16 protein-coding genes are annotated in these 13,613 nt (G+C 44.7%); 6 read left to right on the top strand and 10 right to left on the bottom strand.

What is annotated here, in order from left to right:
* The first annotated feature begins 266 nt into the window (after positions 1-266).
* Entirely contained in the window at positions 267-1,013 is a 747-nt protein-coding gene (locus NIAKO_RS33615; RefSeq protein WP_014222959.1) for a nucleotidyltransferase, read from the top strand.
* A gap of 2 nt (positions 1,014-1,015) precedes the next feature.
* The gene (locus tag NIAKO_RS33610; RefSeq protein ID WP_014222958.1) at positions 1,016-1,756 is read left to right on the top strand and encodes a metallophosphoesterase family protein; all 741 of its coding nucleotides are present in this window, start codon (positions 1,016-1,018) and stop codon (positions 1,754-1,756) included.
* 1 nt (position 1,757) lies between these two features.
* On the opposite strand, the gene NIAKO_RS33605 is transcribed toward NIAKO_RS33610, so the two are convergent.
* The gene (locus NIAKO_RS33605) at positions 1,758-2,015 is read right to left on the bottom strand and encodes an MDR/zinc-dependent alcohol dehydrogenase-like family protein (protein WP_041347611.1); all 258 of its coding nucleotides are present in this window, start codon (positions 2,013-2,015) and stop codon (positions 1,758-1,760) included.
* A 107-nt stretch (positions 2,016-2,122) separates the two neighbouring features.
* Between NIAKO_RS33605 and NIAKO_RS33600 the strand changes: the two genes are divergently transcribed.
* Both NIAKO_RS33600 and NIAKO_RS33595 read left to right on the top strand, forming a co-directional pair.
* Positions 2,123-2,869: a DUF481 domain-containing protein gene (locus NIAKO_RS33600; protein WP_014222957.1), complete on the top strand. Its 747-nt coding sequence runs from the start codon at positions 2,123-2,125 to the stop codon at positions 2,867-2,869.
* A gap of 127 nt (positions 2,870-2,996) precedes the next feature.
* Positions 2,997-3,863 carry a glycosyl hydrolase gene (locus NIAKO_RS33595; RefSeq protein ID WP_014222956.1) on the top strand — a complete coding sequence of 289 codons (867 nt, stop codon included), beginning with the start codon at positions 2,997-2,999 and terminating at the stop codon, positions 3,861-3,863.
* A gap of 179 nt (positions 3,864-4,042) precedes the next feature.
* Here NIAKO_RS33595 and NIAKO_RS33590 read toward each other — a convergent pair whose 3' ends face one another.
* From NIAKO_RS33590 to NIAKO_RS33555, 8 genes are all read right to left on the bottom strand, one after another.
* Positions 4,043-4,279, bottom strand: a complete 237-nt coding sequence (locus tag NIAKO_RS33590; RefSeq protein ID WP_014222955.1) for a hypothetical protein — start codon at positions 4,277-4,279, stop codon at positions 4,043-4,045.
* 232 nt (positions 4,280-4,511) lie between these two features.
* The gene (locus tag NIAKO_RS33585; protein WP_014222954.1) at positions 4,512-5,363 is read right to left on the bottom strand and encodes an SDR family oxidoreductase; all 852 of its coding nucleotides are present in this window, start codon (positions 5,361-5,363) and stop codon (positions 4,512-4,514) included.
* Positions 5,364-5,373: 10 nt separating this feature from the next.
* The gene (locus NIAKO_RS33580) at positions 5,374-6,462 is read right to left on the bottom strand and encodes an NAD(P)H-dependent flavin oxidoreductase (RefSeq protein ID WP_014222953.1); all 1,089 of its coding nucleotides are present in this window, start codon (positions 6,460-6,462) and stop codon (positions 5,374-5,376) included.
* Between the two features lie 10 nt (positions 6,463-6,472).
* Positions 6,473-6,925, bottom strand: a complete 453-nt coding sequence (locus NIAKO_RS33575) for a nuclear transport factor 2 family protein (protein ID WP_014222952.1) — start codon at positions 6,923-6,925, stop codon at positions 6,473-6,475.
* Position 6,926: 1 nt separating this feature from the next.
* Positions 6,927-7,661 (bottom strand): SDR family NAD(P)-dependent oxidoreductase, encoded by a 735-nt coding sequence (locus NIAKO_RS33570; protein ID WP_014222951.1) that lies wholly within the window; start codon positions 7,659-7,661, stop codon positions 6,927-6,929.
* A gap of 4 nt (positions 7,662-7,665) precedes the next feature.
* Positions 7,666-7,884, bottom strand: a complete 219-nt coding sequence (locus NIAKO_RS33565) for a tautomerase family protein (protein ID WP_014222950.1) — start codon at positions 7,882-7,884, stop codon at positions 7,666-7,668.
* A 28-nt stretch (positions 7,885-7,912) separates the two neighbouring features.
* Positions 7,913-8,431 (bottom strand): YceI family protein, encoded by a 519-nt coding sequence (locus tag NIAKO_RS33560; protein WP_014222949.1) that lies wholly within the window; start codon positions 8,429-8,431, stop codon positions 7,913-7,915.
* A gap of 115 nt (positions 8,432-8,546) precedes the next feature.
* Positions 8,547-9,116: a Crp/Fnr family transcriptional regulator gene (locus tag NIAKO_RS33555; protein WP_014222948.1), complete on the bottom strand. Its 570-nt coding sequence runs from the start codon at positions 9,114-9,116 to the stop codon at positions 8,547-8,549.
* A 152-nt stretch (positions 9,117-9,268) separates the two neighbouring features.
* Here NIAKO_RS33555 and NIAKO_RS33550 point away from each other — a divergent pair, with 152 nt between their 5' ends.
* On the top strand, positions 9,269-10,021 hold the full coding sequence (locus tag NIAKO_RS33550) for an SDR family oxidoreductase (RefSeq protein ID WP_014222947.1): 753 nt from the start codon (positions 9,269-9,271) through the stop codon (positions 10,019-10,021).
* A gap of 127 nt (positions 10,022-10,148) precedes the next feature.
* Here the strand turns inward: NIAKO_RS33550 and NIAKO_RS33545 are convergent, their stop codons facing one another.
* A complete protein-coding gene (locus tag NIAKO_RS33545) occupies positions 10,149-12,776 on the bottom strand; it encodes a glycoside hydrolase family 3 C-terminal domain-containing protein (protein ID WP_014222946.1) in 2,628 nt (875 codons plus the stop codon).
* A gap of 162 nt (positions 12,777-12,938) precedes the next feature.
* Between NIAKO_RS33545 and NIAKO_RS33540 the strand changes: the two genes are divergently transcribed.
* Positions 12,939-13,541, top strand: coding sequence for a DUF4291 domain-containing protein (locus NIAKO_RS33540; RefSeq protein ID WP_041349808.1), 603 nt, complete (start codon positions 12,939-12,941; stop codon positions 13,539-13,541).
* Positions 13,542-13,613: the final 72 nt, after the last annotated feature.

Genomic DNA, 13,613 nt, shown 5'->3' with positions numbered 1-13,613 from the left:
TTCCTTCCCTTTTTATATTCAAGGAAACTTTTTTAAGCATAGATAAATTTAGCGGAAAAAAGCAGTGTAATAATAGCTACAAATCTGGGCATGTTTGGTTTAATTTCGATCAGGCGTTCGGGTGGCGTTATGCTAATATAATCTTCTGAAAGAAAAGGAAATCATAAAATTTAGCCTTTCCCCATACTTATCCAGCCAACCGGGTTTCCCCAATCCGGGGAAGAACTCTGGCACCGGTCAGGCAACGATTTTGCTAAAAATATCACATGACAACATTAAGAGAACAGGAGAATCAGGAAGCCGTTGACTTTTACCGCGAGGCCCTTCAACTGCTGCAGGAAAGCGGCGCCCGGTATATGCTTGGCGGCGCTTTTGCCATCTTTCACCATACCGGCATTTTCAGAAATACCAAGGATCTGGATGTGTTTTGTCTGGCGAGTGAATACCCCAAAATATTAAAATATTTCGCGTCAAAAGGCTTTCGTACCGAGCTCACAGATATTCGCTGGCTGGCCAAAATATTTAAAGACGACTACTACATCGATATCCTTTTCGACACGCCTAACAGCGCCTGCCGCGTTGATGAAGAATGGCTGCAACGCGCGCACGATGCTGATTTTATGGGTTACAAGGTTAAAATGCTCTCGCCAGAAGAGCTGGTGTGGTGCAAAATTTATGTGCAGAACCGCGAACGGTTTGATGGAGCCGATATCAACCATGTGATCCTGAAACAGGGAAAAAACTTCGACTGGAAAAGGCTGGCGCGTAAAATGGACCTGCACTGGCATCTTTTATTAAGTCAGCTCCTTTCCTTTCAATTCGTATATCCATCAGAATTTCATTCCATCATTCCCAAATGGCTTTTTGATGAGTTGCTTGCAAAGGCAGCAGATCAATATGTATTGCCCGCGCCCCTGGAAAAAGTATGCAGGGGCCCGGTAATAGATCAAACGCAGTACGAGATCGACATCAGGGAATGGGGTTATAAAACATGTACCATTAAAACAATTTGATTATGGCCGGTGAAAATAAAACACGTATTGCCGCTGTTGGCGATCTTCATATAAGGGATACTGATAAAGGCAAATGGGTTGATTTTTTCAGTGACGTTTCAAAAAATGCCGATGTGCTCGCCATCTGTGGCGATCTTACTGATACCGGTGACGAATCGGAAGCGCATGTTCTCGTTGAGGAATTAAAGTCGTGTTCGATCCCGGTTGTTGGAGTGCTCGGTAACCACGATCATGAAAAAAGCCGGCATAAACTCATCAGGCAGATCGTACAAAACCATCACAACGTGCACATCCTGGATGGAGAAGCGGTGGTGATTGCAGGTGTTGGCTTTGCGGGCGTGAAGGGTTTTGGCGGCGGCTTCGATAACCACATGTTGTCGATGTTTGGCGAAGGCGCCATGAAATCATTTGTTCAGGAAGCTGTTGAAGAAGCATTACATCTCGATCGCGCACTTGCCCGTCTTGACCAGGAACATGCCAATATAAAAAAGATAGCCCTGCTGCACTATTCGCCCATAAAAGAAACAGTTCAGGGTGAGCCGGAACAGATCTTTCCATTCCTGGGTTCTTCGCGATTGGCAGAACCGTTATCACGCCGCAATGTGGAAGTGGTGTTTCATGGGCATGCGCATGTAGGGAAACTGGAAGGAAGCATTGCCGGTAAAGTAAAAGTATTTAATGTAGCCAAACATGTGCTGAAAAAATCCGGCTACGCGCATCCGTATTTTTTATATGAAATTTGAATTAACTCCAGTCAATAATCACCTTGATCTCCTCAGGATCATGGATGAATAATGCCTCGCGAAATTTTGTGTAGGGTATCTTCTCCGTTATGACCTTTTGAATTTCATCAGGCCAGGTCGCATTGGCAGATTGCAAATATTCAACGGCCTGGCTATAATGATGAATGCTGGCATTCACACTGCCGAGTAAAACCTGGTTCTCAAGCACCAGCTGTTGCAGAATACTTCCGGCCGCGATGGTCAGTAAAATTGCTTTCATAGCTAATGATTTATTTTATATTGTTGCACAAAAAATCATTCCTGCCTTTATAAAAAATGGAAGTGGTAGCATGGCATGTTTTTTTTTGGTTTAAACTATATTTGACTATGACTGTGAAGTGTGCCTTATTGATAGTAATATGCCTGTGCAACATACAACTGGCAGGTTTCGCCCAGTTTAGTGATACGGTTCACTACTATGCAAATTTCTCAGGAACGGGTAATTTAAACAGAACGAATACGACAGGCAGCACTTACCTTTTGAACAATTCGTTGACGTTCCAGGTAAGTAAAAAGAAGTTTTCCATCAATAGCATGGCCAGCCATGTATATGGCGAAAACCCCACTGCAAAAACGAATGACGACTTCCTGGGTATACTCAACCTGGATATATTAAAGGGCGTTCAGAAATTTTATTACTGGGCATTAACCAGTTATGAAAAAAGTTTCTCTTTAAAGCTTGATAAACGGTTTCAGGCCGGTGCGGGACTGGGATATACTTTTGTAAATACGGATAATGCCAACCTGGAACTAAGCGACGGTGTTATGTTTGAAACCACCGATCTGAGCATTCCAGATGCCAAGGGACAAACCAGTTACCAAACCATTCGCAATTCCCTGCGGTTGAAATACCGGTTTATTATTAAGGAAAAGTTCCGCTTCGATGGCATCAACTTTTATCAGCCTTCTTTTTCTGATGGTAATGATTATATCCTGAAGCTAAGGGCCAACTTCTCCATCAAGCTGTATAAATGGCTCAACTTCACCACTTCGTTCAACTACAACCGCCAGAACATTACTTCTACAGAGAATCTGTTTTTGAGTTATGGACTGAGTATGGAGAAGTTCTTTTAGCTTGCTCAACGCCCAAACATGCAATAATTATTACATATGGTAACCTGCAAAATACGGCACCAATATTGCTGCTAACGGAGAGCAATAATTTATTTTAATCCGTTCTATTGTAAAATCCAAATCAAGAATGACCCGCTATTATTTGATTCCTGCCCTGGCAATCGTTTTATCCCTGGGCGCCTGTTCAAAAAAAGACTCCAATTCAACTGACAATAACCCATCACAGAATTCTGGTAAAAAAGGAGCTGATTTCTCAACAAACATGCAGTACGGTACCTGGAATGGCGATGTATTGGCCCTGAAGCCATTCTGGTTTTACACCTGGGGAAAAGAGCTGCCAACCGGTTCTCCCCAAAATTGTGAGTTTGTTCCCATGTTCTGGGGAGCAAACGATGTAAATACTAATAATCTGGCTGCAGTGAAAAAGCTGAAAGATGACGGTAAAATAAAATATGTATTAGGGTTTAATGAACCTAATAACGGCGGTCAATCGAATATGTCGGTATCACAGGCATTAAAGCTGTGGCCACAACTGGAAAGTCTTGGTTTACCCCTGGGCAGCCCTGCTGCTGACTGGCCTACCAGTCAGTGGATCTATGACTTCCTCGATTCCTGCAAATTGCAGGGCAAACGGGTTGATTTCATCTGTGTGCATATGTATGCCAATTGTGATACCAGTGTTTATCTCAACACAATAAAGACAGTTTACAATAAATACAAACTTCCTATCTGGATCACCGAATTTGCACCAGCCGACTGGAGCGCAACAACGATAGATAAAAATCCATACTCCCCGGCACAGGTACTAACCTTTATGCAAAGTATATTGCCCAAACTGGAAGCGCTGGATTATGTGAAACGTTACGCCTGGTTCTCGGGCGATCCTAAAAGCCCGCAAATGTGGTCTTCTGCTTTGATAGATGCCAATGGGAATTTAACTGAGCTGGGCAAGTGGTACGCCAACTATCAAGCTAATACGGCTATTGCAAAATAAATGTCGCTGTTTGTACAAATAATTAAAAAGCCCTGACGGTACTGTCGGGGCTTTTTTGGTATCAATTGATTGCATATGCATATTTAAAGAATTTCATGGTTACAAGATGATATAAAAAAACCCGCATAAGACTTGATCTTATGCGGGTCTGGTTCAGAGAGTCAGCCAGCCTGGTGTACTTATGCAGTAGCTTCTTCTTCTGCTGCCTCTGGTGCAGTTTCTTCAGCTGCAGTTTCGCTAGAAGCTTCTTTTGAAGGCTTAGGGGCCTTTTTAGAAGACTTGTCGAGAATTTTTTCAAGGGCGCTGATCGCTTCCTGGATAGGCTTCAATTTCGCTGCAATCTCCATTTCTTCTTCTTTCAGTTTTCTTAATGCGTCAATCACTGGATTTTCTTTTACAATGGTTTCTTTGGCCATAGTTTGTTTTTAAGGTCGCTAAAATACATTCTTAATTGGAAAGGATAAATACTCTGGCCCTTATGAAACAAAGAATTTTTTGTCACATTTATGCTGCAACTCATATAAGTGATAATTAATACCTTATGTAAAATCTTCCGGTAGACTGTTCAGGTGCTTATTTGTATTTTTCTTTTAAATCCTGCCTTTTTGCCCGAAGTTTTAGAAGCACCCGTCAAATACGCATATTTATTTAATCTTTTACAGTTTGAAAATCGGCAGCGATGCTGACAGTCTTCCATTCTTCGAGGGAGGTTGTCATTGCATTCAGTTTCTTCGCCGCCCGGTTGTAAGCGTCCCGTCCTAGATACAAATGCAGCGGCGGCTGATCGCTTTCGGCCAGTTCAATTAAGATCTCCGATGCTTTATCGGGATCGCCAGGTTGAATACCATTGCCTTCCAGGTAACGTTTTGCCGTTTCTTTAACGGCTTCGTAACCATCGAGCTTACTTGCCTTATAGGCGAGTGAATCGGTGGTCAGAAAACCGGTACGAAAACCAGATGGTTCCACCACGGTTGTGTTAATTCCAAATTCTTTCAGGTCTAATGCAAGCACTTCGGTAAAAGCGGCCAACGCAGCTTTGGTAGCGCTGTAAACAGCCCAGCCGGGTGCGCCTACAAAGCCGGCCACCGAGCCAATATTTATAATGTATCCTGAGCGTTGTTTCCGTAGCTGAGGTAGTATTTTCTTAACAACGTTGATAGCGGCAAAAACATTCACATCAAAAATGGTCCTGATCTCCTTCTCTTCCAATTCCTCGACGGTTCCCGTCATCCCATAACCGGCATTATTCACTACGACATCGATTCGCCCGAACGCTGCCAGGGTTTGCTGAACAGATTCATCGATGCAATCCAGGTTATTCAGATCAACTACCAGGGGCAGGAACCGTTCGGAATCGATAACGCCAACTGCTTCTTTTAACTTTTGTACGTTGCGCGACGTAGCGGCAACGCGGTAACCATGTTCCAATAATTTTTTTACCAGGGTTAGTCCGAGCCCCTGTGAGGCGCCGGTAACATACCATACTTTTGAGGTGTTCATACAATTCGTTTTAATGTTTTTTTACATCATTGAAGTGGGCAGTGGTTTCTTCAATCAACGAATCCATTAATTGTTTTGCCTTTCTGTGCTTTAGTATCGGGGCAATTTGTCCGCCCCAGAATAAGATCATATCCCATTTCTGTTTATCGAGGGCTGCCTTTCTCAGTGATGACATGAATGTAGTTTGCAGGGGGAACGGGAGGAATTGATTTTCTTTACCGGATAAATCTTTTGCTATGCGGCTGGTAATGCCACGTCCCAGCCGGCCAGTGAACGCCCGTGATAACGTAGTGTATTTGGCAGCGTTACTAAACAGCATTTCTCTATGCATGGGCAATGCATTTGATTCATCTGTGGCAAGGAATGCCGTACCAATCTGGGCTGCATCGGCGCCTAAGGTTAAAGCGGCTGCAATGCCACGGCCATTGGCAATACCACCGGCGGCAATGATAGGCGTTTTAATTTTTTCTTTCAGCAGTTGCACCAGTACAAATGTCCCGGTGGTGGAGGCCTCTGCTGTTGCCATGAATGATGGGCGGTGACCCCCAGCTTCAAAGCCGGAAGCAATGATCATATCAACACCGGTTTGTTCCAGTGCTATTGCTTCATCAAGCGTAGTTGCAGCGCCTACTGTTACAATACCAAGTTTGCGCAATTGTTCCAGTACGCTTGCCGGCAAAGTGCCGAACATAAAACTGAAAACTTTTGGGCGGATATCTAATACAACCTGTAACTGGTTTTCAAACCTGGATTTAAAGGGCGCGGGTTTTTCCGGTAACGCAATACCGGCTTCATCAAAATACGGTTTGAAAAGTTTTGTAGCCTGTGCATATTGTTCATCGGTTATGTTGCCATTAACGGCATCGGTATCAGATACCCACAAATTAAGATTGTAAGGTTTACTGGTAGCGGCTTTTATCTGCCTGTCGATATCATAAATCTCCTGTGGACTCATTGTATATGCACCGTAACCACCCAGTCCACCGGCATTGGATACAGTGGCCACCAGTTCAACTGATGACAAATTACCACCAAAGGGACCTTGCAGGATCGGGTATTCTATACCCAGCATTTCCGTTGCTTTCGTATTGTACCACATGACCTATGATTTATTTATTTGTGTCGCTGATCATTTTATTTACAATGAGCCATTTACCATCTATTCTATGAAAGGAAAGAAACTCGTGATAATCGAAATCATACATCTTAACCGATACTTCGGCAATGGCGATTGAATTGACCGCTTTTATATTCAGGATCGTTCCTTTAAATGGCTTGCCTGAATCCTTGGGGCTTTGGCGATTCTTAACACCATCGAGATACACCTCCAGCGTTTTGGCGTACGGCTGTCCTTTTACATCGCCAAACAACAAGGTGCCGGGATGAAAGATCCTGGTCAACAGATCTATATTGCCTTCGTAAATTCCTTTGAAGTAAATTTCTTCCAGTGCGTATGCAATTGCTGCAGAATCTGTTTGGATGGTTTCCATTGTTGTAGTGGTTTGTGCTTTGTTGCCCTGGCTACTGCAGGACAACAAAGCTATTAATAAGAATGTTACCATATCAATTCAAATTATGACCGGCGCCGAAACCGCCGTCTACATTAATAATGGCGCCGCTGACGAAGTTGCTTTTGGCTACTGTATAGATCATTTCTGCCACATCCTCCGCCTCACCTATCCTGTTAACCAGGTGGATGCCGGCTGTTTGATCGGCACTATCGCCATGCATGGGGGTACGAATGGTTCCGGGAGCAATTGTGTTAACCCGGATATTCTGTTTGCCGAACTCGGCGGCTAATTGTAACGTCAATGCGTGAATGGCGCCTTTGCTGGCCATGGGTGCAGTAATGGGAACTCCGCCTAATGCGTGATATACGAGCGGCGTTCCTATATTGATCACTACCCCGCCCTTTTGTTTCAGCATTTGCGGAACAACTGCCTGAGTAGTGAAGTAGGTACCTTTCAGGTTAGTAGTTAAAAAGCGGTCAAGATAAGCTTCGTCTACTTCCAGGAAAGGTTTGGTTTCAAAGATACCAGCATTATTCACCAATACATCGGCTGAACCAAATTTTTCAACTGCAGTAGCTACCAGTTTTTCCCCGGTTGCTTTTTTACTTACATCCCCGGCCACCATGGCCAGGTTGGGGCCAGCGCCCAGTTCCTGGTAAGCTTTTTCCAGTTTCTCTTTTGTAGTTGAATTAATCACTACATTATCACCTCTTTCCAGGAAATACCTGGCAACCTCCTTGCCTATTCCCGAAGAGGCGCCGGTTATTATAACAGTTTGCTTTTTCATCTTTTTATTTTTTATCGGCTGTTATGCCTTGTTCACGTAATATGGAGATCTGTTCGCCTGCCCATCCCCAGTTATCGGTATTTACTTCCTCAATGGCAATGTGTGTTAACTGTGGATCTTTGTTCAATACATCGGAGATCACATCTGTCACACCTTGAATGAGTTGTCGTTTTTGTTCGCGGGTAACGCCCTCATCGGTTACCAGAATTTTTACGAATGGCATATAGATAAGTTTTAGGCAAAAGCCGCTGTTAAGCAGCTTTTGCAGTGATGTTTACATTTAAATCGAAGTCATTGTAGATAAGGGTATCACCCAGGTTGGTGAAGAAATTACCTGAACGGAATTTGATCCCATATTTGGTACGGTCAACCACCAGTTTACCAGTGGCAGTAAGGGTATCACCTGCGATGCTCACATGGGCATCGAAACTTACAGGATGAGTTATCCCTTTAATGGTCAGGTTTCCGGTAACGTGATCGTTATTCACAGCAGTGATCTCAAAATCAGCTTCGGGGTACTGATCAATAGAAAAGAAGTCGTCTGAAGCCAGGTGGCCGAAAAATTGAGCGTTGGTAGCGGGGTCGGATACATCCAGGATCTTGATAGATGCAGTATCGATGACAAATTTACCACCAGTTAATTTACCATCACTTACTGAAAGGTTACCATTTTTAACGGCAATAGTTCCCCAATGTGCGCCGGTTACTTTTCTACCGGTCCAATCGATATTGCTCTGAGCAACGGCGATCTCGAATTTTTGATTTTTCATTTCTTTGTGTGTTTTTTTTGACCACACAAAGATGAGACAGATTAGTGGCGTGATTGCGTGAGGCAGATCACATTTGAATGGGTACCAGCGGTTTGTGATGTAGATCACATTTTCGTCAATGATGCAGGCGGCTGAGGGTTTCGCGCGAAACACCAAGGTAGGCCGCTATCAATTGTTTGGGAACAATCTGGTAGAGTTGGGGATATTGGGCCATCAGTTCTTCATACCGGTGCTTCACGTCGTTGTTCATCATACTCAATAATCTTTTCTGCGAAGCCACATATCCCCTGTTCGTACGCCAGCGGAAAAAATGTTCCGCCTGATGGATTTCCCTGCACAGCGCTTCCCGGCTTTCATTGGTGAGGCTAAGTACTTCTGCGTCGGTTATACAATCCACGCTGATGGTTGCTTTGTCGCCCGTGTACAGGGCATTAAAATCCGACGTCCACCAGGTAGGCATGGCAAACTGCAGGATGAACATTTTCAGGTCATCGTTTATATAAAAGGATTTGAGACAGCCGCTCAGCACAAAGTACTCGCGGTCTACCCTGTCACCTGCGGCAATAATGGTTTGCCCCTTCTTATAGGCTTTGGGCTCGAACCGGTTGAAGAAGTTCTCAAACTCCTCCTCATTGAGTGTGGCAATCTTACTTACATGTTCTCTCAGGATCTGTTTTGGTTCCATAGTGGCTCAATTAGTACTGGCTGGACAGCAAATGTAAGTATTCTTAGAAATTTGCAACTCTTGCTGTAATCCTTGTACGTTCAGGGGATAGTTCATAAGCCATCTTTGTGTAACAAAAAAGAAAATAAATCAAAACATTTAAAACATCAGTTATGAACTCCTTAAAAAACAAAGTAGCCTTAATAACCGGATCAGCAAGAGGTTTAGGCAAAGCCATTGCCGAACGGTATGCCTCCCTGGGCGCCGACATCGTTATCAATTATTCCCGTGATAAAGCTTCTGCTGAAGAAGTAGTGAACAACATCACAGCGATGGGTGCACGCGTAATTGCAGTTCAGGCCGATGTAAGTAAGGTGTCCGACATCAAACGCCTGTTCGAGGAAGCAAAGAAAGCTTTTGGCAGGATAGATATCGTGGTTGCCAATGCCGGTATTGAAATGGTTGAAACCCCGGTTACCGAATTTACCGAAGAACAATTCGACCGCCTGTTCTCCATCAACTCAAAAGGTGCATATTTCACTATGCAACAGGCTGCCCTCACTGTTGAAAACAATGGCCGCATCATTTATGTGGCCTCCAGCACCACTGCCTTCCCGGTTAAAGGCATGGCGGTATATGGCGGCAGTAAAACCGTTCCCCGCTACCTGGTTGATGTGTTGTCGAAAGAGATCGGTTATCGGGGCGTTACTGTTAACTCCATTATACCTTTTGCAGTTGATCATTCCGGCATCTTCGCTGATCCTGAAAGCTATCCTGAGCTCAGAAAATCTTTGCTCGACAGTTGCCCAATGGGACGCCTGGCCGAAGTGGAAGACGTGGCCAATATTGCCGAATTCTTTGCCAGTGACTTGTCTTCTTTCGTAAACGGACAACACCTGCTGGTTAATGGCGGAGCGAATCAATAGGATGGTACCGGTTGCCGGTGATTAAAACACAAATCCCGCTCCGGTTTCCGAAGCGGGATTTTTATTTATAGATTTCCTTGTCAACTCTATCAACTTGTCAACTTTATCAACCCTATCAACCTGCTACCTATTTAATGGTAACTTCTTTTTTAACTACATTACCACTTGTAGCATTCGGTTCATCGGGCTGGCTGCCACCTACGCATATCTGTATCTTGCCAGTCAGCGGTTTTCGCTGGCCATCGGCATCTACGTAAGTAAGATCATCGGACTGCAAAACAAAACTTACCATTTTACTTTCCGCCGGCCGCAGGCTTATCCGCTGAAACCCTTTCAATGTTTTGAGTGCCGTTTGTATGGAAGTATTTTCGTTAACCACGTAGATCTGCGCCACTTCATCACCTGTCGTTTTACCGGTATTGGTAACCCGTACAGTTACTTTAACGGGTTTTCCATTTTGAGCGGTAACAGGCATAGTCAGTTGATCGTAGCGGAAGGTGGTATAACTAAGACCATAACCAAAACCGTATAACGGCTTACCGGTAAAATACCTGTAGGTGCGGTTCTTCATAGAGTAATCTTCAAAAGAAGGCAGGTCATTGTCGCTGCCATAAAAAGTAACCGGTAACCGGCCCGAGGGATTGTAATCGCCAAACAACACATCAGCCAATGCCGTACCCGCAGCCTGTCCGCCATACCAGGCATTTACAATAGCAGGAATATTTTCCGATTCCCAGGGTGTGGCCAATGCACTACCAGTCATCATTACAAATACAACAGGCTTACCGCTTGCCTGCAACGCTTTCATTAATTCGGTTTGAATGGCAGGAAGCAAAATGGTGGTACGGTCGCCGCCTTTAAAACCGGGATCGCTTACTTTCATTTCTTCGCCTTCTAACTGTGGCGAAATACCACCGGCAAAAATAAAGGCATCCGCATCGCTGTATTTTTTCACCAGGGCATTAAAATCCGTTACTGCAGGGTGTCCGGTATGCATTTTTATTGTTGCCTTGCCTTCGCCCTGCCAGTATTCCAGCACCAGGTTGTACACAGAATCTTTTTGTGTTGTAAGGGTATACGAAGCAATGTCTCTTGGTTTCCGGTTCCAGCTATTGAGCACTGTTTTTCCATTTACAATAAACCGGTAACCATCGTCGGCCTCCACTTCAAAAGTAATATTGCCATCTGCTGTTGCTTTGTAGTTGGTAATATAGCGGGCAGAAAAATCATTGGCCCGCAGATTTCCTACGGCATTTTCGCCTTCCTGCCAGTCATGCTCTACATGTTGTTCAATAACAGTAGCTACCGGTTCGCCATTCAACTCCCGGTTGTTGTAATACATGGCTCTTATTCCGGCTTTGCCATCAATAGAACAGGCATTGCTGATATCATCGTATTCCAGCACATTATTATTGGTATAGTTAACTGCTTTTTCATACACCACCTGCGTGGCAGCGCCTGCCTTTTCTTTTATTCCCTGAAACAAGGTGATTAATTTGGAAGGCGTTCCACTGTAGTTACCCAATGGAGCAATCACGTTGGTAGCATTGGGCCCCAGCACCACTATTTTCTTCAGGCCTTTTTTCAGCGGCAGCGTATTGTTTGCATTTTTCAACAACACGATAGATTCATGCGCCATCAATAAGGCGTGTTTGGCATGCGCCGCAGATTCCAGTTCAGTAGCGGGTGTTTGTGCGTATTTCACCATCGATGGCGGGTCGAACATGCCCAGGCGAAAACGGATCATAAAAAGCCGCTTTACCGATATATCAATTTGTTTTTCGGTTATCTTATTTTCTTTCACTGCCTGTACCAGCGCCCTGTAGGCTTCGTTGCCGCAATCGATATCCGTTCCATGAAAAACAGCGTCGGCCGATGCAGCAGCAGCATCGGGATGGGTTTTATGATTTCTATAAAAATCGTCGATGGCTCCACAGTCGGACGTTACATAGCCTTTAAAGCTCCATTGATTGCGCAAGATATCTGTCATCAACACATCGCTGGCGCAGCAGGGTTGTTTTCTAAAAGCGTTATAGGCGCACATAACACCAGCTACATTTGATACGGTCACCAGCTTTTTAAACGAAGGCAGATAGGTATCCCACAGATCATACGGCGTTACATCCACATCAAATACATGTCGCGATGGTTCGGGACCGCTGTGCACAGCATAGTGTTTGGCGCAGGCTGCAGCCTTCAGGTATTTGGGATCGTTGCCCTGTAAACCGCGTACAAATGCATCGGCCAGTGCAGCGGTGAGGTATGGATCTTCACCATAAGTTTCCTGTCCCCTGCCCCAACGCGGGTCACGGAAGATGTTTATGTTGGGTGTCCAGTAAGTAAGCCCCAGGTAACGGTCTTTTTCTTTGCCGGCGGCAATCGCTTTATTGTGGATCACCCTACCTTCCAACGCAGAGCAATCGGCCATTCTGTACAACGCCGCGGTATCCCAGGTGGCGGCCATGGCAATGGCCTGTGGAAACACCGTTACATTATACGGCGTTCTTGCCACGCCGTGCAGGGTTTCATTCCACCAGTCGTATGCAGGGATATCGAGCCTTGGGATACCTGGCGCCGCATTGAGCATTTGCGCCACTTTTTCTTCCAGCGTAAGCCGGCTCACCAGGTCGTTGACCCGGTCTTCAAAAGAGAGACGATAGTTCTGAAAAGGGAATTTACTGTTTTGCGCCTGCAGGTGTATACATAGCAGCAGGCAACCTATTAAAGGATAAAAGAAAGCGCGTGTGATTTTCATATGCAAGATGCCTTTTGGCTGTAGCAAAGTACGGTATTATGCGCATTGCCGCGTCAATCCACCAGGTTAACTAATTGAGCAAAATGGTATAAAAATGTTCAATATATGGTTCAACCCGTTATTTTTGCTATTCACGAGCACCCTAAACCGCACCTTCCTCTCATGAGCAAACGAGTGATCCGGGCTTTGTATGACGATAATACCATAACTGTTTACCAGGCCTATAACAATATTATCGCCGACAAGGCTGTAAAACATAAGAGATTTGTTCCCCCTTTTAAAGTGGAACGGATGACCTGGATAAAACCATCCTTTCTGTGGATGATGTATCGCTCGGGCTGGGCTACCAAAGAAAACCAGGAATGCATTTTAGCTATTAAATTAAAACGCGAAGGCTTTGAATGGGCGCTCGCCAATGCACTTCTTTCTACCCATGACTACAACCTTCATGGCGATTTTATAAGCTGGCAAAGAGCTTTAAAAATAACACCGGTTCGCATTCAGTGGGACCCCGAGAAGGATCTCCATCTGAAACCATTGCCCTACCGTTCTATTCAGATCGGGCTTTCGGGCATTGCCGTAGAAAAATATGTCAATGAATGGATAACCGATATTGAAGACATTACGCCGCATTGCAAACAGATCCATCAACTCATAACCAGCCACAAAATTGATGAGGCAAATGCACTGTTACCTGTTGAAAAATACTACCCCATTTCCGATCAAATAGCCAAACAAATTGATGCTACTTCGGGTGCTTTATAGCCCCTTCCGGCCTTATACAAATTAAACCACCCGCATAACTGTCTGTTTTTCAGCGTATCTGAAAATTCCTCC

This window comes from Niastella koreensis GR20-10, from assembly GCF_000246855.1.
Lineage (GTDB): Bacteria > Bacteroidota > Bacteroidia > Chitinophagales > Chitinophagaceae > Niastella > Niastella koreensis.
The sequence above is the reverse complement of the archived record's forward strand: the minus strand, read 5'-3'. Positions and strand labels throughout refer to the sequence as shown.

Coding starts and splice junctions, on each gene's coding strand:
- NIAKO_RS33615 (WP_014222959.1), top strand. CDS start 267: ATGACAACATTAAGAGAACAGGAGAATCAGGAAGCCGTTGACTTTTAC.
- NIAKO_RS33610 (WP_014222958.1), top strand. CDS start 1,016: ATGGCCGGTGAAAATAAAACACGTATTGCCGCTGTTGGCGATCTTCAT.
- NIAKO_RS33605 (WP_041347611.1), bottom strand. CDS start 2,015: ATGAAAGCAATTTTACTGACCATCGCGGCCGGAAGTATTCTGCAACAG.
- NIAKO_RS33600 (WP_014222957.1), top strand. CDS start 2,123: ATGACTGTGAAGTGTGCCTTATTGATAGTAATATGCCTGTGCAACATA.
- NIAKO_RS33595 (WP_014222956.1), top strand. CDS start 2,997: ATGACCCGCTATTATTTGATTCCTGCCCTGGCAATCGTTTTATCCCTG.
- NIAKO_RS33590 (WP_014222955.1), bottom strand. CDS start 4,279: ATGGCCAAAGAAACCATTGTAAAAGAAAATCCAGTGATTGACGCATTA.
- NIAKO_RS33585 (WP_014222954.1), bottom strand. CDS start 5,363: ATGAACACCTCAAAAGTATGGTATGTTACCGGCGCCTCACAGGGGCTC.
- NIAKO_RS33580 (WP_014222953.1), bottom strand. CDS start 6,462: ATGTGGTACAATACGAAAGCAACGGAAATGCTGGGTATAGAATACCCG.
- NIAKO_RS33575 (WP_014222952.1), bottom strand. CDS start 6,925: ATGGTAACATTCTTATTAATAGCTTTGTTGTCCTGCAGTAGCCAGGGC.
- NIAKO_RS33570 (WP_014222951.1), bottom strand. CDS start 7,661: ATGAAAAAGCAAACTGTTATAATAACCGGCGCCTCTTCGGGAATAGGC.
- NIAKO_RS33565 (WP_014222950.1), bottom strand. CDS start 7,884: ATGCCATTCGTAAAAATTCTGGTAACCGATGAGGGCGTTACCCGCGAA.
- NIAKO_RS33560 (WP_014222949.1), bottom strand. CDS start 8,431: ATGAAAAATCAAAAATTCGAGATCGCCGTTGCTCAGAGCAATATCGAT.
- NIAKO_RS33555 (WP_014222948.1), bottom strand. CDS start 9,116: ATGGAACCAAAACAGATCCTGAGAGAACATGTAAGTAAGATTGCCACA.
- NIAKO_RS33550 (WP_014222947.1), top strand. CDS start 9,269: ATGAACTCCTTAAAAAACAAAGTAGCCTTAATAACCGGATCAGCAAGA.
- NIAKO_RS33545 (WP_014222946.1), bottom strand. CDS start 12,776: ATGAAAATCACACGCGCTTTCTTTTATCCTTTAATAGGTTGCCTGCTG.
- NIAKO_RS33540 (WP_041349808.1), top strand. CDS start 12,939: ATGAGCAAACGAGTGATCCGGGCTTTGTATGACGATAATACCATAACT.